Here is a 21,542-nt window from a genome sequence, read left to right on the forward strand (position 1 = left end):
ATGGATCAGCGGATGTGCATAAGCGATCGAACATGGGTCGGGCATACGAACGACGCCCGGCCGGGAGGTTCCGGGCCGGGCGTCGTGGGCGAGGTGGCGTGGTTCAGCCGTTGGCGACCACGGGGTAACGGGGTTCGTTCTCGGCCATCTGCCGCAGGGCGTCCTTGCGTTCACGCTTGGACAGCCGGTCGATGTACAGGTACCCGTAGAGGTGATCGGTCTCGTGCTGCAAACACCGAGCGAAGTACCCGGTGCCCCGCACCTTGATCGGGTTGCCCCGCTCGTCCTGCCCGGTCACCTCGGCGTAGTCGGGCCGGGCGAGCGGCGCGTAGGCCGTGGGAACGGACAGACAGCCCTCGTTGCTGTCGTCCAGCCGGCGCCGGTCGGCGGGCAGTTCGACCAGCTTGGGGTTGCAGACGACCCCGACGTGCCGGGCGCCCTCGTCGTCGGGGCAGTCGTAGACGAAGACCTTCAGGTCGACACCGATCTGGTTGGCCGCCAGGCCCACGCCCTCGGCGGTGCGCTGCGAGGCGAACATGTCGTCGACCAGCTGCCGCAGCTCGTCGTCGAACACGGTGACGTCCTTGCACTCCTTGTGCAGCACCGGGTTCCCGACGACGGTGATGGGCCGCGAGGTACCGCGCTCCCGGTACGCCTGTTCCCGCTCCTCGGTGTCCTCGACGTCGATGACGAAGCCCTCGTCGTCCACGGGGAGCACGCCCGCGTGCTGCTGATCGGTGTCCTGCTGCGCCATGACCGACGATGCCTTCCTCAAAAACCAGGGGTGATGTTGCGGATACAGGGTACGTGGACGCGCCCTTCAGGGGCGCGGGGCGGTTTCGGTATGCGGCTCCTCCGGGGGGCGCGACCAGCCACGACGGAGCCGCAGCCGAAGAACGACCTCAGCACACCTCTTCCAGATCCCGCCAATCCCTGGAATCAGGGCTGTCGGCGACCCAGCCGTCCAGCAACCCCCGCACCAGCCCGGCCGGCGCGGCCACCCCGCACTCCCGCTCCGGCACCCACAACTGCCCGTCCGTGCGATGCCCCAGCGGCCCCGGATGTCCCGGCTCACTGTGATCATGCGGATCCAGGTGCTCCCCGTCGCCCTCGTCCGACGGCATCCGTGACTCCGAGCACATCCGGCACAGCAGACGCACCGACGACGACCAGTCCTCCGCGGCGAACCCGGCGTCCGCGGCCAGCTGCTCCAGCGCGTCCCGGTCCGCCTCCGTCGCCGCCTCCAGCAGGACGACCCAGGTCGGCACGGGCGACGGCGCCCACAGCTCGATCTCGTCGAAGACGGGGTAGGAGTGCCCGGCGGCCGTGGTCCGCTCGCCGTGCGGCACGCCGTCGTGCAGGACGACCTCGCCCCAGCGCCGCCCGGACGACGGCAGCGGGATCGACAGCACCTCCATCCGGGCGGGGTCCAGCCGCCGCCCCCACACCACCTCGGCCTCCCCCTCCGGGGACAGCCGTACGGCGGCGCTGCCCAGCTCCATCCCGACGGGCTCGCCGGAACCGATGCCGCTGCCGGGCACGTGCAGCCCGTACGCCTGCCAGGCACGGCGGGCCAGCGGCCAGTCCTGGAGCGCGGTGGCGGCGATACCGACGTTCCACCAGTCGGGTGCGCCGGTTTCTCGGTCCAGCAGCGCGACGGCCCGCAGGCCGGCGGTACGGGCCTGTTCCCAGTCGTGCCGGAACTTGTGCAGCAGGGCGAGGTTGAACCAGGACTCCGACAGCCAGGGCTCCAGGTCGGCGGCACGTGTCAGCAGTGCGCCCGCGTCCTCGTAGCGTCCGTCGCCGATGAGCGTGAACGCGCGGTCCGTGGCCTGCCGCCAGGAAGCGGAGGGCCGGTGCCGTCCCTTGCCGAAGATCCTCACGATTCCCGCCTGCCAGTTCCGTTCAGTGGGCTGGCCAGTGCCCCCGGACACTCTCTCCCTCGCATCCAACCACGTGCGGCTGGGAGGGCGCTCATTACCCATGGGTTACCCACCCCCGGGCAGGGTCAGACAGTCGCGGCACAGCACCCTGGCCAGCGCCTCGACGACCTCCGGGGCATACTCCCCGCCGGTGCCCAGACGCAGTTCCTCCAGGGCGGCGAGGGGGCCGCCCGGCCCGGTTCCCTGCACCTTCTCCTCGTAGGCGTTCACCACCCGGACGATGCGGGCGGCCGGCGGCTGCTCGGGATAGGGGTCGGCCTGCCGCTCGACGACCGCCGCGACCTGGGCACCCGCCCCGGTCTGGCGGACGACGGCCCCGCCCAGAAGCGCGATCCGGCGCTGCTCGGCCGCGGGAAGGCCGCAGGTGGCGCCGGCCGGGACCGGGTCGACCAGGCTGAGCTGACCGATGTCGTGCATGAGGGCCGCGTACTCCAGGACGGTCAGCTCCGCCTCCGGCAGCCCGAGGTCCCGGCCCACGGCCTGGCTGAGGGCGGCGACCCGGCGGGCGTGCCCGGCCGGGGTGTAGCCGGCGATCTCGGTGGCGCGGGCGAGGGAGACGATGGTCTGCCGGTTGGTGGCGCGGACCGCGGCGAACCGGCGCAGGGACAGCTGGGTCAGCAGCAGCGGCACCGAGAACACGGGCAGCGCCCACAGCCCGACGACGGCGACCGCGAGCGCCGTCACCGCGCCGGTCGCGCACACCGCCGAGCCGATCCCGGGCACCGCCCGCAGCTCGTCGCGGAGCAGCGGGGGGAACGGCCAGCCGGTGCGGGAGTGCGCGAGCGCGGCGGCGATCACGGCGTCGCAGAGCACGGTCAGGACGAGCAGGGAGAGCAGGACGAGGGCGTAGAGCGGGCCCCGCAAGTGGTCGAAGGCCCCTGTGTTGTAGAGCGGCTGGAAGCAGACGGCCGCGAAGCCGACGGCCAGGACCCGGCGGACCAGATGGTCGAGGACGGGGCCCTGGCCGCGGGCGAGATGCGGCACGCTGCCCAGCAGGGAGGCGGCGGCGACCACCGACACGACCTGGGCGACCCCGTGGTGGCCGGGGTGTCCGGCGTGCTCCCCGAGCAGGGCGTACGACAGTCCCGCGGCGGCGCCGAGCGGCGCGGCCTCGCGCAGTCCGGGGCCGCTCATCACCTCCCCCACGGCGACCAGCGCCCCGAAGGCCAGCGCGACGGCCCCCTCCTCGACGCCGGTGCGGAAGGTGACGAGGAGGGAGCCGACGGTGAGCAGCGCGGCCGCGGTGTGCAGCGGGCGGCGCGCGGTCATCGGGTCACCCCCGGACGCTCCGGGGCCGCGGCGGGGGCGGGGAGCGTGGGCCCGGGTTCGTCCGCGGTCACCCTGGGGTGCCAGCCCTCGCGGCCGATCACCCGGACCAGGGCCGTGACCATGCGGGGGTCGAACTGGGTCCCGGCGCACCGCTGGAGCTCCGCCAGGGCGACCTCGACCGGCCGGGCGCGGCTGTAGCTGCGGGTGGAGGTCATCGCGTCGAAGGCGTCGGCGACGGCCACCACCCGTGCGGGCTCCGGGATCTGACGGCCCGCCAGCCCGTAGGGGTAGCCGCTGCCGTCGATCCGCTCGTGGTGGTGGAGGATCGCCGAGCGGGCCTCGCCGAGGAAGGAGATCCCCCGGGTGATCTCGTGGCCGTACTCCGGATGCAGTTCGATCACACGCCGTTCCTCGGGCGTCAGCGGCCCGTCCTTGCGCAGCAGCCGGGTGGGCACGCCGAGCTTGCCCACGTCGTGCAGGATGCCGGCGAACCGGATGACCTCCACCCGGCGCTCGTCCATGCCCAGTTCGCGCGCGATCATCACGGAGGCCTGTCCGACGCGTTCGCTGTGGCCCCGGGTGTAGCCGTCCTTGATGTCGACGGCCTGGACGAGCGCGCGGATCGTCGCCCGGTGCGCGGCGCGCTCCCGGTGGTACTGGGCGAACACCCACCAGGAGACGGCCATCGGGAACAGCACCAGCAGCGCGGCCACCGGCCCGTAGGGGCTGCGCCAGAGCACGGCCATCATCACCCCGGCGAGTCCGTGCACGGCGAGGGGCGCGAGCGAGCGCAGGAACAGGCCGTGGACGACCTTGGTCGCCGGGAGGCCCTCGGCGAGCGCGAGCATCCCGCCGTCGAGGGCGGCGAGCACGGCGCAGTGGACGAGGACGGCCGCGCCCGCGGGCAGCAGCACGCAGGGGACGTCGGAGCCCGCCACGGCCGTCGGCCCGCCCAGAGCGCCGTGGACCTGCGCGGCGGCCCAGACGGCGAGACACGACTGGGCGGCCCGCCAGACGCGGCGGAGCAGGAAGGGGCCCTTGTCGACGTACGAGCACAGGGCCCCGGGGAGCGGTACGAGCGCGGCGGCGGGCGCCGGCAGGAGGAAGGCCCCGGCGAGCAGCACGGGGGAGAAGGTCCCGGCGAACCGGCGCCGGGCGATCTGCTCACCCGCCGCGTACAGCGCGGCGAGCAGTCCCACGGCCCACCAGGGCGTGCCCGGGGCGGTGGTGAGCGGGGACAGACAGAGCAGGGCGGCGAGGGCGGCACCGGCGACGTAACCGCGCGCCCGCGCCGGTACTCCCTCCATGACGCCTCCCCAGCCATGCCCGTCCGGGCTCCGTCAGGGGTCCGGGCTTCGGAGCCTAGGGTGGCGTGGGGTGGCTCGGCGGGCGTATCACCCGCGGATTAGCACATTCGGGTGAAGACGGACGCGGTCAGGACTCCTGCGGAGAGACCGGGGAGACCCGCGAGACCGGTGTGACGGGCGCCGCCGTGACGTCGTGCTCGGGCACGGCCTGCCCGGAACGGATCAGATCGAGCCGTCCCAGGACCTTGGCGCGCAGGTCGGTCGGTACGTCGTCGTGCCCGCAGCACCGCTTGACCAGTTTCTTCACGGCCTCTTCGAGTCCGTACTTCTCCAGGCACGGGGAGCACTCGGTGAAGTGCTGCTTGAACTTGTCGCGATCGACGTCCGGCATCTCGCTGTCGAGGAACTCGTAGAGATGATCGAGTACCTCACTGCAGTCCGTCTCGTGCGGCTCTCCGCAGCTCATGAGCCCGAGCCTTTCGCTTCGTTCGAGTCCCCGGCACCGGCCGGGACCAGCCCGCGCTCACGGGCGTAGTCCTCGAGCATGCCGCGCAGTTGACGGCGGCCCCGGTGCAGCCGGGACATCACCGTACCGATGGGTGTCCCCATGATGTCCGCGATCTCCTTGTAGGCAAAGCCCTCGACGTCCGCGAGGTACACGGCGATGCGGAACTCCTCGGGAATGGCCTGAAGTGCCTCTTTCACGTCCGAGTCGGGCAGGTGGTCCAGCGCCTGCGACTCGGCGGAACGCAGACCGGTCGACATGTGCGACTCGGCACGGGCGAGCTGCCAGTCCTCGATCTCCTCGGCCGCGCTGCGCTGGGGCTCGCGCTGCTTCTTGCGGTACGAGTTGATGAAGGTGTTGGTGAGGATCCGGTAGAGCCAGGCCTTGAGGTTGGTGCCCTCACGGAACTGGTGGAAGGACGCGTACGCCTTCGCGTACGTCTCCTGCACCAGGTCCTCGGCGTCCGCCGGGTTGCGCGTCATGCGCAGCGCGGCCGAGTACATCTGGTCGAGGTAGTCGAGCGCGTCCCGCTCGAAGCGCGCGCTGCGCTCCGCGGACGACTCGCTGCTCGTGCCCAGGCCCTGGCCCTCGGGCAGCTCCGCCTGGCCGTTGTCGGTCCCTGCGTCGGTACCGGTGACCGGACCCACCTCCTCAAGATTCCGGACGGGACCGAATCCGGTCCCACTCGAATCGGAGGATAGACGACTACCCGTGCCTGCCGCCGCTCCAAAAGGAGTGGTGGTGGCCGCGTGCAGCACCGTCCAGTCCAGGTCGGTGCGGCCGGAACGGCTCGGGCAGATGGTCGAACCCATGCGGCGGACTTCCTCTCCCACGACATCGGTGCTGCCTGTTCAGCACTTCTGTCCGCCTCAACAGCGACCCTCCGCACAACATTCCCGAACCTTTACCCCAGTGACCCGGTCCACTTCACGACCGCGTCCGTGACGATCCCCACGGCCTCCTCCTGACCGATGTCCGCCCGCTTGGGCACGGCGAGGCCGTGGTCGGCGTACGGCACCTCGACCATCTCGTACGTCCCCCCGGGGAACTCCTCGGGCCGTCCGAACGTGTCGTTGCCGCCCTGGACGACGAGCGTGGGGACGCCGGAGCCCAGCAGTTCCGCGGCGCGGGACTTCTCCGGCCTGCCCGGCGGGTGCAGCGGGAAGCTCAGCGCGAGGACCGCGTGGGCCCCGAGCTCCACCGCCGTACGGCAGGCCACGCGCGCACCGGCGCTGCGGCCGCCGGAGACCACCGGGAGGCCGGGCCTCGCGACCGCGGGCCAGATCCCGCGCCAGCCGGTGTCCAGGGTCCCGGGCGCGGGCGCCACCTTCTTGCCGGCCACCCGCCAGGGCTGCTCGACGAGGGCGACGGTGACGCCGTGCGCGGGGAGCACGGCGGCGAGGGCCACGAGGTCGCGCGCCTCGATGCCGCCGCCCGCGCCGTGACTGACGGCGAGGACGAGCCGGGGCCGCTTCGCCGGGTGCCAGGTGATGCGGGCGTCGCCGGCGTCGGTGGGGACGAGTTCGGTGGTCGCTGTGCTCACGGTGCTCACGTCAGAAGAGTGTGCCCTCCTCGGGGCCCTCCAGCTCCTTCAGCAGCTCCGGGCTGTTGTTGCGGACGTTGCTGACGGCCGTGGACACCGGGTAGGCCCGCATCAGCCCGGGCGGCGGGGGCTCCAGCAGGGACCGCAGGTGCTCGGGGTCGGTGCGGGCCGGGTCCAGCCAGGAGTCCCAGCGGTCCGGGGTGAGCATCAGAGGCATCCGGGGGTGGATCTCGGCGAGCGCGTGAGGGCCCTCGGCCGGGGCCACGGCGAGCGGGGTGGTCTCGGCCTCGGTGGTGATCACCGAGCAGGTCACCCACCAGGCCTGCGGATGGTCGTCGGGCAGGGTCCGGTCCCGCCAGAACTCGTACAGCCCGGCCATCGCGAACACCGAGCCGTCGGCCGGGAGCACGAAGTACGGCTGCTTGCGCGGCCGCTTCCTCCTCCCCTCGACCTCCAGGTCGCGCTCCTCCTTGGCGGTGACCCACTCGTAGTAGCCGTCGGCGGGCAGGATGCAGCGGCGTGAGGTGAAGGCGCGGCGGTACGACGGCTTCTCGTGGACCGTCTCGGCGCGCGCGTTGATCATCCGGGCCCCGCCCTCGGGCGACGTGGCCCAGGAGGGCACGAGTCCCCACTTCAGCTTGCGCAGCTGCCGAACCGGACGCGGGTCCTCGGCGTCTTTCACCGGACGGTCGAGGACGGCGTAGACCTCCTTGGTCGGCGCCACGTTGTAGTCGGGTCCGAGGGTCTCCTCGGGCTCCCACTTCTCGATGTCGAAGACCCCCGCGAGATCCTCGGGCCTGCGACTCGCTGCATACCGTCCGCACATACGTGCCACACTGCCAGACTCGACCCGACGAGAGGGAGTCACCGCCGACCATGGAGAGCATCGCCGCCCTAGCGCTGCCCGACCTGTGGGACCGTCTCGTCGGCACCCAGCCCGACCCCGATCTGTGGGTGGTGATCGCGACGGCGGTCGCGGCCCTCGCGGTCGTCGTCCCGCACAGTCTGTGGCGGATATCCCGCAACGCGATCACGATCGCCCACGAGGGCGGTCACGGCCTGGTCGCGCTGTTGACGGGCCGCCGGCTGACCGGGATACGGCTGCACTCCGACACCAGCGGTCTCACGGTGAGCCGCGGCAAGCCCCACGGCCTCGGCATGATCCTCACCGCCGCCGCCGGCTACACCGCTCCCCCGCTGCTCGGCCTCGGCGGCGCGGCCCTCCTCGGCGCCGGCCGGATCACCCTGCTCCTCTGGCTGGCGACGGCCCTGCTGGTCGCGATGCTGGTGATGATCCGCAACGCCTACGGCGCCCTCACGGTCGTCCTGACCGGCGGCACCTTCCTTCTGGTCTCCTGGCTGGCGGGCCCCCAGATCCAGGCCGCGTTCGCCTACGCGGTGGTGTGGTTCCTGCTCCTGGGCGGCGTACGCCCGGCCTTCGAACTCCAGGTCAAGCGCAGGCGCGGCGGCGCGGGCGACTCGGACGCGGACCAGTTGTCGCGCCTGACGCACGTACCGGCGGGCCTGTGGCTGTTCCTGTTCCATGTCGTGTCGCTGTGCGCGCTGATGGGCGGGGGCCGCTGGCTGCTGGAGATGTGAGGGGATGCGGCCCGCGGGGCGCATCCTCCGGGGCGCGGGGCTGTGCCGCCTTGCGGCTCCCCGCGGGGGCGCGAGAGGCCACGGCGGCGCCGCACCCATCCACCGGCACTAAAGTGAACGCATGCCCAGAACCCCGGCCCTCTGGCCCGCCCCCACCGCGAGCGAAGCCGTCGACGCGACGGTGCACGTGCCGGGGTCCAAGTCCGTCACCAACCGAGCCCTCGTCCTCGCCGCCCTCGCCTCCGAGCCCGGCTGGCTGCGCCGCCCCCTCCGCTCCCGCGACACGCTGCTGATGGCCGAGGCCCTGCGCGCGATGGGCATCGAGATCGAGGAGGGCGTGGGCCCGGACGGCACCGGCGAGGCCTGGCGCGTGCTCCCCGCGGGCCTGCGCGGCCCGGCCACCGTGGACGTCGGCAACGCGGGCACGGTCATGCGCTTCCTCCCCCCGGTCGCCGCCCTCGCCGACGGCGCCGTCCGGTTCGACGGCGACCCGCGCGCGTACGAGCGCCCCCTGCACGGTGTCATCGACGCGCTGCGCGTCCTCGGCGCCCGGATCGACGACGACGGCCGGGGCGCGCTGCCGCTGACGGTGCACGGCTCGGGCGCGCTGGACGGCGGCGCGGTGGAGATCGACGCCTCCTCGTCCTCGCAGTTCGTGTCGGCGCTGCTGCTGTCGGCCCCCCGCTTCAACCAGGGCGTCGAAGTCCGGCACACCGGCTCGACGCTCCCCTCGATGCCGCACATCCGGATGACGGTGGACATGCTGCGCGCGGTCGGCGCCCAGGTGGACACCCCGGAGTCGGGCGGCGAGCCGAACGTCTGGCGGGTCACGCCGGGGGCACTGCTCGGCCGGGACCTGACGATCGAGCCGGACCTGTCGAACGCTCAGCCGTTCCTGGCGGCGGCGCTGGTGACGGGCGGCCGGGTGCTGATCCCGGACTGGCCGGCGCGGACCACCCAGCCGGGTGACCGGCTGCGGGAGATCTTCACCGAGATGGGCGGCTCCTGCGAGCTGACGGAGTACGGTCTGGTCTTCACCGGCTCGGGCGCGATCCACGGCGTCGACGTCGACCTGGGGGACGTCGGCGAGCTGACCCCGGGCATCGCGGCGGTCGCCGCGCTCGCGGACTCCCCGTCCACCCTGCGGGGCGTGGCCCATCTGCGGCTGCACGAGACGGACCGGCTGGCCGCGCTCACCAAGGAGATCAACGAGCTGGGCGGGGACGTCGCCGAGACGGCCGACGGGCTGCACATCCGCCCGCGCCCGCTGCACGGCGGGACCTTCCGTACGTACGACGACCACCGTATGGCGACCGCCGGTGCGATCATCGGGCTGGCCGTGGCGGGTGTGCAGATCGAGAACGTGGCGACGACGGCGAAGACCCTGCCCGACTTCCCCGGGTTGTGGACCGGGATGCTCGGGGAATAGGGACGGCGGGAAACAGGCATGCGCCGCTACGGCAAGCACACCGACGAGGACGACATCCGCTCCCGCCCGAACCGCAAGGGCAACCGGCCTCGTACACACATCCGTCCCAAGCACGAGGACGCCGCCGAGGGCATGGTCCTCACCGTCGACCGAGGCCGGCTGACCTGTCTGGTCGAGGACCGGACCGTCGTCGCGATGAAGGCCCGTGAGCTGGGCCGCAAGGCGGCGGTCGTGGGTGACCGGGTCGCCCTGGTCGGCGATCTGTCCGGCGCGAAGGACACCCTCGCCCGGATCGTCCGCATCGAGGAGCGCGCCTCGGTGCTGCGCCGCACCGCGGACGACGACGACCCGTTCGAGCGGGTGGTGGTCGCCAACGCCGACCAGCTCGCCGTCGTCACGGCCCTCGCCGACCCGGAACCCCGGCCCCGGCTGATCGACCGCTGTCTGGTCGCGGCCTACGACGGCGGCCTCACCCCGCTGCTGGTGATGACGAAGTCGGACCTGGCCCCGCCGGACAAGCTGCTGGAACTGTACGGCGACCTGGACATCCCGTACGTGGTCACCAGCCGTGAGGAACTGGAGAACGGCGGCGCGGCGGACCGGGTGCGCGAGCATCTGGAAGGGCGGATCACGGCGTTCGTCGGGCACTCGGGCGTCGGCAAGACCACCCTCGTCAACGCGCTGGTCCCCGAGGAGCGCCGCCGGGTGACCGGGCATGTCAACGCGGTGACCGGACGTGGCCGTCACACCACGACCTCGGCGCTGGCGCTGCCCCTGGCGGGCACCGGGGACTGGGTGATCGACACTCCGGGCGTCCGGTCGTTCGGGCTCGCGCACATCGATCCGTCCCGGGTGATCCACGCCTTCCCCGATCTGGAGCCGGGCACCGAGGGCTGCCCGCGCGCGTGCAGTCACGACGAGCCGGACTGCGCGCTGGACGCGTGGGTGGCCGAGGGACACGCGGACCCCGCGCGGCTGTACTCGCTGCGCCGGCTGCTGGCGACCCGGGAGCGCACGGAGGGCGACTGACCTCCGCGGTGTTTGTCAGGACGTGAGTCCGGTCAGTGCATAATCGCACCGAGCCGGACCGCGGGCGCACGAGCGGACAAACGGGAGGACAGCACATGGCGTGGCTGCTGGTCATCGTCGCGGGACTGCTCGAGACCGGTTTCGCCGTGTGCCTGAAGCTGTCCCACGGCTTCACCCGGCTCTGGCCCACCATCGCCTTCTGCGCCTTCGCCCTCGGCAGCTTCGGTCTGCTGACGCTCTCTCTGAAGAAGCTCGACGTCGGCCCGGCGTACGCGGTGTGGACGGGCATCGGCGCGGCGGGCACCGCGATCTACGGCATGGTCTTCCTCGGCGACCTGGTGTCCATCCTGAAGATCGTCTCGATCAGCCTGGTGATCGCCGGGGTGATCGGGCTCCAGCTGTCGGGCTCGGCGCACTGACCCGCGACCGATCGGCCGCCGTCCCGTCTACGACCGCTGGAGTGCCGTCCGTACCAGGTCGGTCACCCCGTTCTCCCCGGCCGGCGGGGCCGCCACGCAGGACAGGGCGAGCCGTACGGCGAGTTCGCAGGAGCGGGCCAGGTCGGCGGCGTCCGCGCGGGCCGCGCCGGGGCCGCCGAGCACGGCGACGGCCCGGTCCCGTACGCCACCGATGAGGTCGCCCGGCGACGGCAGCGGCCCGTCCGCGCGCCGCTGCGCCGGGACGGCGGAGGAGGACGGCACCGCCGAGAGCGTCGGCGAGGGCAGCCGCTCGCTCCAGCAGCCGGTGAGCAGGGCGCGCAGGAGCGGGTTGTCCCGGGCGGCCGTGAAGGTCCAGCCGGCGGCGCCGACCAGCCGTTCGCGGGCGTCGCCGGGCCCGGCCAGCGCCCGGTCGATCCCGGCGAGGTAGGCGTCGGCCTCCCGCCGCACCAGGGCTCTGGCCAGCCCTTCCTTGCTGCCGAACTCGTTGTACAGCGTCTGCCGGGACACCGCGGCGGTCGCCGCCACGTCCACCATCCGCACCGCGGACCAGGGCCGCAGGGCGAGTGCCGCGTAGGCGGCGTCCAGCAGGGATTCCCGCGCTGCAGGCATCATCGCCTCCCGGGGCGAGCGGATGCTGCCAGGGTTGACGCGCACGGGAGCACTGTCAAGGGTGCGCGGCCACGGCGAAGACCGACCGACGGCCCCGGCCGGTCCTGCATGGCCGGTCCCGCACGGCCGGTCTCCGCATGGCCAGTCTCCGCACGCCCCGTCCCCGCGCGGCCGGTCCCTGCACGGCCAATCCCTGCACGGCCGGTCTCCGCACGGCCAATCCCCGCACGGCCGGTCTCCGCACGGCCAATCCCCGCACGGCCGGTCTCCGCACGGCCAATCCCCGCACGGCCGGTCTCCGCACGCCTTGCCCACGCATGGCCCGTCCCCGCGCGACGAGTCCCCGCGCGACCCGTCTCTGCGCGACCGGTCCCCGCACGGCCCGTCCCCACACGCCCCGTCCCCGCACGCCCCGTCCCCACACGGCCCGTCCCCACACGGCCCGTCCTCGCACGCCTTGCCCCCACACTGCCCGTCCCCACACAACCCATCCCCGCACGTCCGGTGCGTGGTCCCCTGTGGCCTCGCCCGATCCGGCCGGATACCGTTCGTCCCATGCCGGACTACCTCGACGATCTCCGCCTCGCGCACGTCCTCGCGGACGCCGCCGACGCCGCCACCATGGACCGTTTCAAGGCCCTCGACCTCAAGGTCGAGACCAAACCGGACATGACCCCGGTGAGCGAGGCCGACAAGGCCGCCGAGGAACTGATCCGCGGTCAGCTCCAGCGCGCCCGCCCCCGGGACGCGATCCTCGGCGAGGAGTACGGCCTGGAGGGCACCGGCCCGCGCCGCTGGGTGATCGACCCGATCGACGGGACCAAGAACTATGTGCGCGGGGTGCCGGTGTGGGCGACCCTGATCGCGCTGATGGAGGCGGGCGAGGGCGGCTACCACCCGGTGGTCGGCGTCGTCTCCGCTCCGGCGCTGGGCCGCCGGTGGTGGGCCGCGAAGGGGCACGGCGCCTTCAGCGGCCGCAGTCTCTCCTCCGCGACCCGGCTGCGCGTCTCCAAGGTCGCGAAGCTGTCCGACGCCTCCTTCGCGTACTCCTCGCTGACCGGCTGGGAGGAGCGCGGCAAGCTGCACGGCTTCCTGGACCTGACCCGCGAGGTGTGGCGCACGCGCGCGTACGGCGATTTCTGGCCCTACATGATGGTCGCCGAGGGCTCGGTCGACCTGTGCGCCGAGCCGGAGCTGTCCCTGTGGGACATGGCGGCCACCGCCATCGTCGTGACGGAGGCCGGCGGCACCTTCACCGGCCTCGACGGCCGCCCGGGCCCGCACAGCGGCAACGGGGCCGCGTCCAACGGTCTGCTCCACGACGAGCTGCTGGGGTATCTCGGCTGACACTCCCGACCGGCACATGTGAGCGCGTGCGCCCTCACTTGGTCGCGCGCGCCCCCTTGTTGACCCCCGCTTTACCTGAGACTCTGAGGATTCCCCCACTTGTGAACTTGTGAATCAGCGCACGTTCGGGTACCCGTCCGCATGAGGCACTGATTCCGGTAGGAGGTGGCTCCATCCCATGCTCACCCCCATGCTCGCCCCCGTGTTCGTCCGAGACGCCATGAGCACGGTGGTCCTCACCATCGGCCCCGCCCATACCCTCCGCCAGGCCGCCGCCCTGATGTCCGCCCGCCGCGTCGGCGCCGCACTCGTCCTCGACCCCGACGCCGGCATGGGCATCCTCACGGAACGGGACATCCTGAACTCCGTGGGCCTGGGCCAGGACCCGGACACGGAACGCACCGACGCCCACACCACCAACAACGTGGTCTTCGCCGCCCCGGACTGGACTCTGGAGGAGGCGGCCCAGGCGATGGCCCACGGCGGCTTCCGCCATCTGATCGTCCTCGACGGGGGAGAACCGGCCGGGATCGTCTCGGTCCGGGACATCATCCGCTGCTGGGTCCCGGCGCGCCGGCGCGTCCCCGCCTGAGCGCGCCGCCGGGTCCGACGGGCGCGCCGTGGACAGTCCCGATCCGATCATGGACACTGTCTAAGTCAGGGTCAGCTCCAAAACAACACCCGATCGGGAACTGTTCCTCCTGCTGTTAGGCTGGTGCGCATGAGTGACCTTCTGGACCGGCTGCGTGGACGCGGATGGCGGATGACCGCACAGCGACGCGTCGTGGCCGAGGTGCTCGACGGTGAGCACGTCCATCTGACGGCCGACGAAGTGCACGCCAGGGCCGTGGCCAAGCTGCCCGAGATCTCCCGGGCGACCGTCTACAACACGCTCGGTGAGCTGGTCTCCCTCGGCGAGGTGCTCGAGGTCGCGACCGACCGGCGCGCCAAGCGGTACGACCCGAACGCCCACCGCCCGCACCAGCACCTGGTCTGCGCGCGCTGCGGCGCCATCCGCGACGTCCACCCGACCGGCAACCCGCTGTCCGACCTCCCCGACTCCGAGCGCTTCGGCTTCACGGTCTCGGACGTCGAGGTGACGTACCGCGGCCTCTGCCCGAGCTGCGCGGCGGCCTGAGCCGCCGGTCCGCACCGGGGCGACCAGCCAAGAAGGCCGACCATGCAGGCCGACCAGATCGTCTGACATCACGACCGAGGGCCGGAATCCTGTCGGATTCCGGCCCTCGGCCTTCAGTAGCGGGGACAGGATTTGAACCTGCGACCTCTGGGTTATGAGCCCAGCGAGCTACCGAGCTGCTCCACCCCGCGTCGGTGAATGCAACGTTACGTGAAGGGGGAGGCCGGAGGCAAATCAGTTGGCGGAGGCCGGGTGTGCCCCAGGGGGCGAACCCCCTGGGACGGGCACCTCAGGCCGACAGTTCCTGCCGCAGCGCGTCGCGGAGCCGCGCCGCCCGCTGCGCCACCTCCCCCGGTCCGAGCGACACCGCCCGGTCGGCCCACCGCTGCCCTTCCGCGAGCTCCCCCCGACGCGCGTAGACCAGGGCGAGCCGCAACGCCGCCCGACCGTGCCCGTCGTCGGCCGCCCGCGTCCACCACACGACCGCCTCCGGCTCGCTCCCCTCGCGCGCGAGCAGCAGCCCGAGGTTGAAGGCGCCGTTGCGCGACCCGGCCTCGGCGGCCTCCCGGTACCACCGCGCCGCCCCGACCACGTCCCCCCGTGCCGCGGCGAGCATGCCGACCCTGACCTGGGCGCGCCGGTGCCCCTGCTCGGCCGCCCGCTCGTACCACTCCTCGCACTCGGTCTTCTCGTGCGCGATCTCCCCGAGCTCGTGCGCGGGCTGCGGCGGCCGGCGCGCGTCCAGCACGGCGGCCAGCCGGTACGCCGCCTCCGCGCTGCCCCCGCCCGCGGCACACCGCAGATGCCGTTCGGCCTCCTGCTCGTCGCCCTCGCGCAGCCGGGCGATGCCCACCTGGAGCGCCGCCTCGGTGTGCCCGGCGGCGGCCGCCCGCTCGTACCAGCGCAGCGCGACCGTGTCCTCGCCGCGTCCGGCGAAGAGGATCCCGAGGTTGAACGCGGCGTCGACGCTGCCCGCCTCCGCCGCCTTGGAGAACCAGGGCTCGGAACCGGCCGTGTCGCCACCCCGGAGCAGCAGCACGGCCAGCGCGTTGGCGGCCTCCCGGTGCCCGGCGTAGGCCGCGCGCCGGTACCACTGCTCGGCCTGGGCGGTGCGGCCCTGCTCGGCGCAGAGCAGGGCGAGGTTGTAGGCGCCGTTGTCGTCACCCGCGTCCATGGCGGCCCGGTACCAGCGCTCGGCGGTCTGGGTCTGCCCGCGCTCGGCGTGCAGGGCGCCCAGCGCGTTGGCGGCATTGCCGTCGCCGTCCTGGGCGGCCCGCAGCCACCAGATCGCGGCGTTCTCGGTGTCGCCGGCGTCCCGCAGCAGGAACCCGAGGGCGCAGGCGGCCCGTGCCTCGCCGTCCTTGGCGGCGGTCAGGTACCAGCGCCCGGCCTCCTTCAGCTCGCCCTTGCGCTCCAGGATCGCCCCGAGGTGCAGGGCGGCCCGCCGGTGTCCGCGCGCGGCGGCCTGCCGGTACCACTGCTCGGCCTCCGAGTGGCCTGCGGTCCCGGCGTCACCGTCCCTGCCGGCGCCTCCCGGGTCCGCCGACTCGCCCTCGGCGAAGCGGGGGTCCCGGCGGTCCAGGGCCCGCGCGAGCCGGTACGCCGCCTCCCGGTGACCACGCTCGGCGGCGGCCCGCATCCACCGCTCGGCCCCGCTGTCCCCGCGGTGTTCCAGCAGGTCGGCGAGTGCGTAGGCGCCGAGGGCGTGGCCCTGCTCGGCGGACTGGCGCAGCCAGTACTCGGCGGCGGGCTCGTCACCGCATTCACGGCAGTGGCGCCCGAGCGCGTGCGCGGCGGCGGCGGAGCCGGCGACGGCGGCGACCCGCCACCATCCGGCGGCCTCGTCGGCGTACCCGCGCTGGTGCAGCAGGACGCCCAGGTTGTTGGCGGCGGCCCGGTCCCCGGCCGCGGTGGCGGCGCGCAGATGCGGCTCGGCCCCGTCCAGGTCGCCGCGGCGCAGCAGCATGGCGCCGAGGACGCTGGTCGCCTCGGCGTCGCCGGCCGCGGCGGCGAGCCGCAGCCTCATCTCCTCGACGGCCTCCCCCGTCTCGACCGTCACCCCCGTCTCGGCTGTTTCTTCCGTCTCTACCGTCTCGTCCGTCTCTAGCGTCTCCACCGTCTCGACGCCGTCCGCCGTCTGGTCCCGGCGCTCGTCCGGGGTCGCTTCCTCACCGGAAGGCTGCACAAATCGCCCTGTCTCGAACAGAGTTGCCTTGTCCCCCATAACGTCCATCGTCGCACCACCTGCAACCCGGGTACACCTGTGTATACCGCAGCCCGTGAGGTCACTTCAGCGTTTTGTCGACATGCCCACAGAGAGACAAGTCAAACACAGTCGGCCCAACTCCCCACAGCGGCGCGACGAAGTCGAACTGCGGCACATGCATTCGCACATGACGAAGGCCCGGATCCGTGTACCGGATCCGGGCCTTCGTCTTCAGTAGCGGGGACAGGATTTGAACCTGCGACCTCTGGGTTATGAGCCCAGCGAGCTACCGAGCTGCTCCACCCCGCGTCGTGTTCCACAACCGTATCACGACGCGGGGCCGGCTTGATCAGCCGCTGGGACTGGCGCTCGGGCTGGGACTGCCGCTCGCCTTGGCCCCGCCGGTGCCACCGCTGCTCGGCGACGCCGTCGGACTCGGGCTGCTGCTCGCCTTGTTGCCGCCCTTGTCCGCCGCGGCCTGGGCGTCCTCGGCCCGCTTCAGGGCGGCCTCGAGGTCCTTCTGCGCCTTGCCGTAGGCCTCCCAGTCACCCTTCTTCAGGGCGTCCTGGCCGGCGGTGAACGCCTTCTGCGCGTCGTTCAGCGCCTGCTGGACCGTCGCGTTGGAGGAGGGCGGCGGGGTGGTGCCGTCACCGCCGTCGTCCCCGGGCGGGGTCGCGCTCTGCGCGCCGAAGACCTTGTTGAGGGCCCCGTCGAGGGTGTCCTCGAAGGCGGTGTTGCCGCCGTAGGTCACCAACACCTTCTTCAGCAGCGGGTACTTGAGTCCGCCACCGCGCACATAGACCGGCTCGACGTAGAGCAGTCCCCCGTCGAGCGGCACCGTCAGCAGGTTGCCGTACTCGATGTCGGAGTCACCGCCCTTGAGGAGTCTGATCGACTCGGCGATGTCCTGCTCGGAGTTGAACTGGCTCTGGACCTGTTTCGGTCCGTCGACGGTGGTGCTCGTCGGCAGCTTCAGGATTCTGATCTTGCCGTAACCAGGCGTCCCCGCCTCGGAGTCCACCGCCATGAAAGCGCTGAGGTTGTCCCGCCCGTTGGGCGTGAACGTCGTCGTCAGCGAGAACGCCTGCGCGGCCTGGTCCGGCATCTTCATGCTCAGGTAGTACGGCGGCACCGCGTCGCCCGACTTGTTGGACGGGTCGTCCGGCACCTGCCAGACCTCGCTGCCGCTGAGGAAGGTCGTGGCGTCCTTCACGTGGTAGCGGCTGAGCAGCTCGCGCTGGACCTTGAACAGGTCCTGCGGGTACCGCAGGTGGGCCATCAGCGACGTCGAGATGTCGGACTTGGGCTCCACCGTGCCGGGGAACGCCTTCATCCAGGTCTTCAGGACCGGGTCCTGGGTGTCCCACTGGTAGAGCTTGACCTCGCCCGTGTACGCGTCGACGGTCGCCTTCACCGAGTTGCGGATGTAGTTGACCTGGTTCTGCTGGGCCACCACCGCGCGGTTGTCGTTGGTCGCGGTGAGCGAGTCGGCGGTGGTGTCGCCGAGCGTCGTACGGGAGGCGTACGGGTAGCCGTTCGTCGTGGTGTACGCGTCGACGATCCACTGGATCTTCCCGTCGACGACGGCCGGGTAGGCGTCGCCGTCGATGGTCAGCCACGGGGCGACCGCCTCGACGCGCTCCTTGGGCGTGCGGTTGTACAGGATCCGCGAGCCCTCGCCGATCGCGCCGGAGTACAGGATCTGCGGCTCGCCGAACGCCACCGCGTACGCGGCACGGTTGACCGGGCTGGAGAGGTTGACCCCGCTCTTGCCCCGGTAGCTGGTGGTCTTCTCGCCGTTGTCGTCGGAGTAGTCGATCTCCTTCTGGGGACCGCCGACGATCGAGTACGTCGTCGTCTTCTCGCCGTAGTACACGCGCTGCTCATAGGTGCCGAGGTCGCCCTCGGAGGGCAGGTTGGACTCGGTGAAGACCGGGCGTCCCTCGGAGTCGGCGGTGGTGCCCTTGGCGGCCACCACGCCGTAGCCGTGGGTGTAGCGGAAGTGGTTGTTGATCCAGTTCTGCTTGTCCACGCCCGCGAGGTTCAGCTCGCGCAGACCGATGACCGTGTCCTGGTCGGAGCCGCTGACGTTGTAGCGGTCCACGTCCAGGTTGGTGGGGAAGGCGTAGTACTTCCGCATCTGCTGGAGCTGCTGGTACGTCGGCGAGACGATGTTCGGGTCCAGGACCCGGATGCTCGCGGTGGCGTCCACGTCGTCGCGCAGCTGCGTCTTGTCCTTGGTGGTGCTGGTCCCCGAGTACTCGGTGACCTGCGCGCCGTCGATGCCGTACGCCTCACGCGTCGCCTTGAGGTTCTTCTCGACGTACGGGGCTTCCTTGGCCTGCTCGTTCGGCTGGACCTGGAACTTCTGGACGATCGCCGGGTACAGCCCGCCGATCAGGATCGCCGAGAGCACCATCAGACCGAACCCGATCACCGGCAGCTGCCAGGTGCGCCGCCACAGGGTGGCGAAGAACAGCAGGGCGCAGATGACCGCGATGCAGAACAGGATCGTCTTGGCGGGGAGGTAGGCGTTGGCGTCGACGTACCTCAGGCCGGTCCAGTTGTCGGTCGCCTTGAAGTCGCTGGACTTGACGGCCAGACCGTACCGGTCGAGCCAGTAGGCGACCGCCTTCAGGGCGACGAAGATCCCGAGCAGCACCGACAGGTGTCCGGTGGCGGCGGCCGTGGCCCGCGCGCCGGGGCTGGTGACGCGCAGCCCGCCGTACAGGTAGTGGGTGAGCGCCGCGGCGATCAGGGAGAGGATCGTGGCGGCGAAGCCGAAGCCGAGCAGGAAGCGGTACCAGGGCAGGTCGAAGGCGAAGAACGACACGTCGAGATGGAACTGCGGGTCCTTCTGTCCGAAGGAGACGCCGTTGACCCACATCAGCCAGGTCCGCCACTGGCCGGCCGCCGAGGCGCCGGCGATGAGCCCGACCAGGGCGGTGATGCCGAGCAGCAGCCACCGCTTGTAGGGGGCGATGCCCATGCGGTACCGGTCGAGGCTCTGCTGCTCCATCGACATCGCGCTCAGCGGGGGCCGCAGCCGGTGGGCGAGCCAGATGTTGAAACCGACCGCGAGCGCCATCAGCAGACCGAAGACGGCGAACAGGCCGATCTTGGTCCAGAGGGTGGTGGTGAACACGGACGAGTAGTTCACCGACCGGTACCAGAGCCAGTCCGTCCAGAATCCCGCGAACATGGTGAACGCCATACCGAGGACGGCAAGGACGCCCAGCGTCATGAGCAGGGTCCGGACGCGCCGGGACGGGCGGCCCACTCTCATCCGCGGCCCTGTCGGGCCTCCGCCGCGGTCCGGCATCTGGAAAGCCAAGGTGCGCACCTCGAAGTTCGCTGTCGATCCCTCAGGCCCGCGTGTTCGCCGGCCCCCAGTGGCCCCCCGTGATCGTGGGCCCACACCTATGCAACTTACTCACCGTTTACTCGGTTCCCGATTCCGCCCGAGAACGAGAGAGGATTGTGACCATGTCCAACACTCCCATGGCGGCGAACCCGCTCACCCGGGCCGTACTCGAGATCGACGAGTACGCCTCCGGCCTCGGCTGGGACCAGCCCGCCCGCCTCTTCGCCCTCGTAGACACCGCACGCCTGCGGGCTCAGGAACCCTCGCTCGCCGCCCAGCTCGGCCTGACGGAAGAACCCGAGACCACCGGTCTCACCCCGATCGAGCAGGACGAAGTGCCAACGGACAAGGCGCTCGACGAGTTCCTGGCCACGATCGCCTGGCCCGACGCGGTGGCCGGCTGCGCCCTGACCGTCGAGCGGCTGATGCTGCCGCCGTCCGCCGAGGCGCAGGTCCCGCAGGGCCTCAGCGAGGGGAAACTGGCGAAGTGGGTGGCCGAGCACCCGGACCGCCAGGAGGTCCGGATGACGGTCGCGGTGCTGCGCGACGGCACCCGTGAGTCGGCACTGCGGCTGCGCGAGAAGGACGCGCCGACGGAGGTGCTCACCGGCGGGAACCTGGTCCCGGGCCTGGCGGAGGCGCTGTCGGCGACCTTCGAGGAGTAGCCCGCCCGCGGCGCTACTTGGTGCACTTCGGCAGATCGGCGGTGTCGCCGCTGCGGATGTCCTTGAGGGCGGAGAGGGCGTCGTCGATGGTGGCGACCTTGACGAGCCTGAGTCCCGAGGGGGTGTCCTTGGCGGCGGCCGCGCAGTTCTCGGCCGGCGTCAGGAAGTACTGCGCCCCCTGGCTGCGGGCGCCCACGGTCTTCATCTCGATGCCGCCGATCGGCCCGACCTTGCCCTCGTCGTCGATGGTTCCGGTGCCGGCCACGAATGTGCCGCCGGTGAGACTGCCGGGCGTCAGCTTGTCGTAGATCCCGAGGGCGAACATGAGTCCGGCGCTGGGCCCGCCCACGTCGGCGAGCTTGATGTCGATCGTGAACGGGAACGTGTGGTCGGTCCCGGCCGAGATGCCGACGATGGCCCGCTTCTGGCCGACGTCGTCGGAGGTGGCGGTCGTGATGGTCACGGCCTGCGTCCTGGTCGCCGTCCTGTTCGCCTTCTCCGCGGCGGCCTGCTCCTTGGCCGGGACGATGGTGAAGACGACGTCCTGACCGGGCTTGTGCTTGGTCACCAGCTTCGCGACATCGGAGGGCTCCTTCACCGCGGTGCCGTCCACGGCCTTGATCACGTCCCCGGCGTGCAGCTTGCCCTCGGCCGGGGAGTCCTTCACCACCGTGGAGACGATCACCCAGGACTGCACCGGGACGTCCAGCTCCTTCAGGGCGGCGACCTTGGCGCTCTCCTGGGACTGGCTGAACTCCTCGGCGTTCTCCTGGGTGGACTGCTCCTCGGTCTTGCCGTCCGGGTAGAGCGTGTCGTGCGGCACGACCTTGTTGTCGTGCGCCAGCCAGCCGTAGACCGCCTCGACGAGGTTCATCCGGTAGTCGGCGCTGGTGACCCGCACGGTGGTCATGTTCAGATGGCCGCTCGTCGCGTACGTCTTGTGGCCCGCGATCTGCAGCACCGGCTCGCCGTCGTGCTCACCGAGCGTGTTCACCGTCGGCCCCGGGGACATCTCCGAGTACGGCACGGGGATGAGCACCCCCGCGCACAGGAGCGCGATCAGCATCAGGGTGGAGGCGAGCATCGTCGCGGTGCGGCGTGGCATGCCTCGACAGTACGGGACGCCTCTGTCAGCGCACCGTCAGGGCC

20 protein-coding genes and 2 tRNA genes are annotated in these 21,542 nt (G+C 71.9%); 8 read left to right on the top strand and 14 right to left on the bottom strand.

Annotated features, from left to right (window positions below):
- Window positions 1-103 precede the first annotated feature (103 nt).
- From def to AQJ58_RS10890, 8 genes are all read right to left on the bottom strand, one after another.
- The gene (def, locus tag AQJ58_RS10855; protein ID WP_067248083.1) at window positions 104-754 is read right to left on the bottom strand and encodes a peptide deformylase; all 651 of its coding nucleotides are present in this window, start codon (window positions 752-754) and stop codon (window positions 104-106) included.
- A 148-nt stretch (window positions 755-902) separates the two neighbouring features.
- A complete protein-coding gene (locus tag AQJ58_RS10860; protein WP_067248086.1) occupies window positions 903-1,883 on the bottom strand; it encodes a tetratricopeptide repeat protein in 981 nt (326 codons plus the stop codon).
- 105 nt (window positions 1,884-1,988) lie between these two features.
- Window positions 1,989-3,212, bottom strand: coding sequence for an HD-GYP domain-containing protein (locus AQJ58_RS10865; RefSeq protein ID WP_067248089.1), 1,224 nt, complete (start codon window positions 3,210-3,212; stop codon window positions 1,989-1,991).
- Window positions 3,209-4,519: an HD-GYP domain-containing protein gene (locus tag AQJ58_RS10870; protein WP_067248092.1), complete on the bottom strand. Its 1,311-nt coding sequence runs from the start codon at window positions 4,517-4,519 to the stop codon at window positions 3,209-3,211. Before AQJ58_RS10870 ends, AQJ58_RS10865 begins: the two co-directional genes overlap by 4 nt.
- A 127-nt stretch (window positions 4,520-4,646) precedes the next feature.
- Window positions 4,647-4,985 (bottom strand): mycothiol system anti-sigma-R factor, encoded by a 339-nt coding sequence (gene rsrA / locus AQJ58_RS10875; RefSeq protein WP_067248093.1) that lies wholly within the window; start codon window positions 4,983-4,985, stop codon window positions 4,647-4,649.
- Window positions 4,982-5,836, bottom strand: a complete 855-nt coding sequence (locus tag AQJ58_RS10880) for a sigma-70 family RNA polymerase sigma factor (protein WP_079078855.1) — start codon at window positions 5,834-5,836, stop codon at window positions 4,982-4,984. The genes rsrA and AQJ58_RS10880 overlap by 4 nt, the downstream gene beginning before the upstream one ends.
- 92 nt (window positions 5,837-5,928) lie before the next feature.
- Window positions 5,929-6,567 carry an alpha/beta hydrolase family protein gene (locus tag AQJ58_RS10885; protein ID WP_079078916.1) on the bottom strand — a complete coding sequence of 213 codons (639 nt, stop codon included), beginning with the start codon at window positions 6,565-6,567 and terminating at the stop codon, window positions 5,929-5,931.
- Between the two features lie 10 nt (window positions 6,568-6,577).
- A complete protein-coding gene (locus AQJ58_RS10890) occupies window positions 6,578-7,393 on the bottom strand; it encodes an SOS response-associated peptidase (RefSeq protein WP_067248102.1) in 816 nt (271 codons plus the stop codon).
- Window positions 7,394-7,443: 50 nt separating this feature from the next.
- Here AQJ58_RS10890 and AQJ58_RS10895 point away from each other — a divergent pair, with 50 nt between their 5' ends.
- From AQJ58_RS10895 to AQJ58_RS10910, 4 genes are all read left to right on the top strand, one after another.
- Window positions 7,444-8,166 (top strand): M50 family metallopeptidase, encoded by a 723-nt coding sequence (locus AQJ58_RS10895; RefSeq protein WP_067248105.1) that lies wholly within the window; start codon window positions 7,444-7,446, stop codon window positions 8,164-8,166.
- 121 nt (window positions 8,167-8,287) lie between these two features.
- Window positions 8,288-9,595 carry a 3-phosphoshikimate 1-carboxyvinyltransferase gene (gene aroA, locus AQJ58_RS10900; protein WP_067248109.1) on the top strand — a complete coding sequence of 436 codons (1,308 nt, stop codon included), beginning with the start codon at window positions 8,288-8,290 and terminating at the stop codon, window positions 9,593-9,595.
- A gap of 18 nt (window positions 9,596-9,613) precedes the next feature.
- Entirely contained in the window at window positions 9,614-10,624 is a 1,011-nt protein-coding gene (rsgA, locus tag AQJ58_RS10905) for a ribosome small subunit-dependent GTPase A (RefSeq protein ID WP_067248112.1), read from the top strand.
- A 95-nt stretch (window positions 10,625-10,719) separates the two neighbouring features.
- Window positions 10,720-11,043, top strand: coding sequence for a DMT family transporter (locus AQJ58_RS10910; protein WP_067248115.1), 324 nt, complete (start codon window positions 10,720-10,722; stop codon window positions 11,041-11,043).
- Between the two features lie 27 nt (window positions 11,044-11,070).
- Here the strand turns inward: AQJ58_RS10910 and AQJ58_RS10915 are convergent, their stop codons facing one another.
- Entirely contained in the window at window positions 11,071-11,673 is a 603-nt protein-coding gene (locus AQJ58_RS10915) for a TetR/AcrR family transcriptional regulator (RefSeq protein ID WP_067248118.1), read from the bottom strand.
- Between the two features lie 555 nt (window positions 11,674-12,228).
- On the opposite strand from AQJ58_RS10915, the gene hisN reads away from it, so the two are divergent.
- The 3 genes from hisN to AQJ58_RS10930 all read left to right on the top strand — a co-directional run bounded on the left by hisN (window position 12,229) and on the right by AQJ58_RS10930 (window position 14,158).
- Window positions 12,229-13,020: a histidinol-phosphatase gene (gene hisN / locus AQJ58_RS10920; protein WP_067248120.1), complete on the top strand. Its 792-nt coding sequence runs from the start codon at window positions 12,229-12,231 to the stop codon at window positions 13,018-13,020.
- 202 nt (window positions 13,021-13,222) lie between these two features.
- Window positions 13,223-13,612: a CBS domain-containing protein gene (locus AQJ58_RS10925; protein WP_067249627.1), complete on the top strand. Its 390-nt coding sequence runs from the start codon at window positions 13,223-13,225 to the stop codon at window positions 13,610-13,612.
- A 129-nt stretch (window positions 13,613-13,741) separates the two neighbouring features.
- Window positions 13,742-14,158, top strand: coding sequence for a Fur family transcriptional regulator (locus AQJ58_RS10930; RefSeq protein WP_067248122.1), 417 nt, complete (start codon window positions 13,742-13,744; stop codon window positions 14,156-14,158).
- A gap of 117 nt (window positions 14,159-14,275) precedes the next feature.
- On the opposite strand, the gene AQJ58_RS10935 is transcribed toward AQJ58_RS10930, so the two are convergent.
- The 4 genes from AQJ58_RS10935 to AQJ58_RS10950 all read right to left on the bottom strand — a co-directional run bounded on the left by AQJ58_RS10935 (window position 14,276) and on the right by AQJ58_RS10950 (window position 19,686).
- Window positions 14,276-14,349: transfer RNA gene (locus AQJ58_RS10935), tRNA-Met, on the bottom strand.
- 98 nt (window positions 14,350-14,447) lie between these two features.
- Complete coding sequence (locus tag AQJ58_RS10940) at window positions 14,448-16,391, bottom strand: tetratricopeptide repeat protein (RefSeq protein WP_199844565.1); 1,944 nt, start codon at window positions 16,389-16,391, stop codon at window positions 14,448-14,450.
- Window positions 16,392-16,599: 208 nt separating this feature from the next.
- Window positions 16,600-16,673 (bottom strand) — tRNA-Met (locus AQJ58_RS10945).
- Window positions 16,674-16,713: 40 nt separating this feature from the next.
- Window positions 16,714-19,686, bottom strand: coding sequence for a UPF0182 family membrane protein (locus AQJ58_RS10950; RefSeq protein ID WP_067248125.1), 2,973 nt, complete (start codon window positions 19,684-19,686; stop codon window positions 16,714-16,716).
- 164 nt (window positions 19,687-19,850) lie between these two features.
- On the opposite strand from AQJ58_RS10950, the gene AQJ58_RS10955 reads away from it, so the two are divergent.
- Window positions 19,851-20,393, top strand: a complete 543-nt coding sequence (locus tag AQJ58_RS10955; RefSeq protein ID WP_067249633.1) for a PPA1309 family protein — start codon at window positions 19,851-19,853, stop codon at window positions 20,391-20,393.
- A gap of 13 nt (window positions 20,394-20,406) precedes the next feature.
- Here AQJ58_RS10955 and AQJ58_RS10960 read toward each other — a convergent pair whose 3' ends face one another.
- The gene (locus tag AQJ58_RS10960) at window positions 20,407-21,498 is read right to left on the bottom strand and encodes a YlbL family protein (RefSeq protein ID WP_067248128.1); all 1,092 of its coding nucleotides are present in this window, start codon (window positions 21,496-21,498) and stop codon (window positions 20,407-20,409) included.
- Window positions 21,499-21,542 lie beyond the last annotated feature (44 nt).

Origin of the sequence: Streptomyces sp. DSM 15324, from assembly GCF_001514285.1 — a bacterium.
In the GTDB taxonomy this organism is placed as follows: Bacteria; Actinomycetota; Actinomycetes; order Streptomycetales; family Streptomycetaceae; genus Streptomyces.

Coding starts and splice junctions, on each gene's coding strand:
- def (WP_067248083.1), bottom strand. CDS start 754: ATGGCGCAGCAGGACACCGATCAGCAGCACGCGGGCGTGCTCCCCGTG.
- AQJ58_RS10865 (WP_067248089.1), bottom strand. CDS start 3,212: ATGACCGCGCGCCGCCCGCTGCACACCGCGGCCGCGCTGCTCACCGTC.
- AQJ58_RS10870 (WP_067248092.1), bottom strand. CDS start 4,519: ATGGAGGGAGTACCGGCGCGGGCGCGCGGTTACGTCGCCGGTGCCGCC.
- rsrA (WP_067248093.1), bottom strand. CDS start 4,985: ATGAGCTGCGGAGAGCCGCACGAGACGGACTGCAGTGAGGTACTCGAT.
- AQJ58_RS10880 (WP_079078855.1), bottom strand. CDS start 5,836: ATGGGTTCGACCATCTGCCCGAGCCGTTCCGGCCGCACCGACCTGGAC.
- AQJ58_RS10890 (WP_067248102.1), bottom strand. CDS start 7,393: ATGTGCGGACGGTATGCAGCGAGTCGCAGGCCCGAGGATCTCGCGGGG.
- AQJ58_RS10895 (WP_067248105.1), top strand. CDS start 7,444: ATGGAGAGCATCGCCGCCCTAGCGCTGCCCGACCTGTGGGACCGTCTC.
- aroA (WP_067248109.1), top strand. CDS start 8,288: ATGCCCAGAACCCCGGCCCTCTGGCCCGCCCCCACCGCGAGCGAAGCC.
- rsgA (WP_067248112.1), top strand. CDS start 9,614: ATGCGCCGCTACGGCAAGCACACCGACGAGGACGACATCCGCTCCCGC.
- AQJ58_RS10910 (WP_067248115.1), top strand. CDS start 10,720: ATGGCGTGGCTGCTGGTCATCGTCGCGGGACTGCTCGAGACCGGTTTC.
- AQJ58_RS10915 (WP_067248118.1), bottom strand. CDS start 11,673: ATGCCTGCAGCGCGGGAATCCCTGCTGGACGCCGCCTACGCGGCACTC.
- hisN (WP_067248120.1), top strand. CDS start 12,229: ATGCCGGACTACCTCGACGATCTCCGCCTCGCGCACGTCCTCGCGGAC.
- AQJ58_RS10930 (WP_067248122.1), top strand. CDS start 13,742: ATGAGTGACCTTCTGGACCGGCTGCGTGGACGCGGATGGCGGATGACC.
- AQJ58_RS10940 (WP_199844565.1), bottom strand. CDS start 16,391: ATGGACGTTATGGGGGACAAGGCAACTCTGTTCGAGACAGGGCGATTT.
- AQJ58_RS10950 (WP_067248125.1), bottom strand. CDS start 19,686: ATGCCGGACCGCGGCGGAGGCCCGACAGGGCCGCGGATGAGAGTGGGC.
- AQJ58_RS10955 (WP_067249633.1), top strand. CDS start 19,851: ATGTCCAACACTCCCATGGCGGCGAACCCGCTCACCCGGGCCGTACTC.
- AQJ58_RS10960 (WP_067248128.1), bottom strand. CDS start 21,498: ATGCCACGCCGCACCGCGACGATGCTCGCCTCCACCCTGATGCTGATC.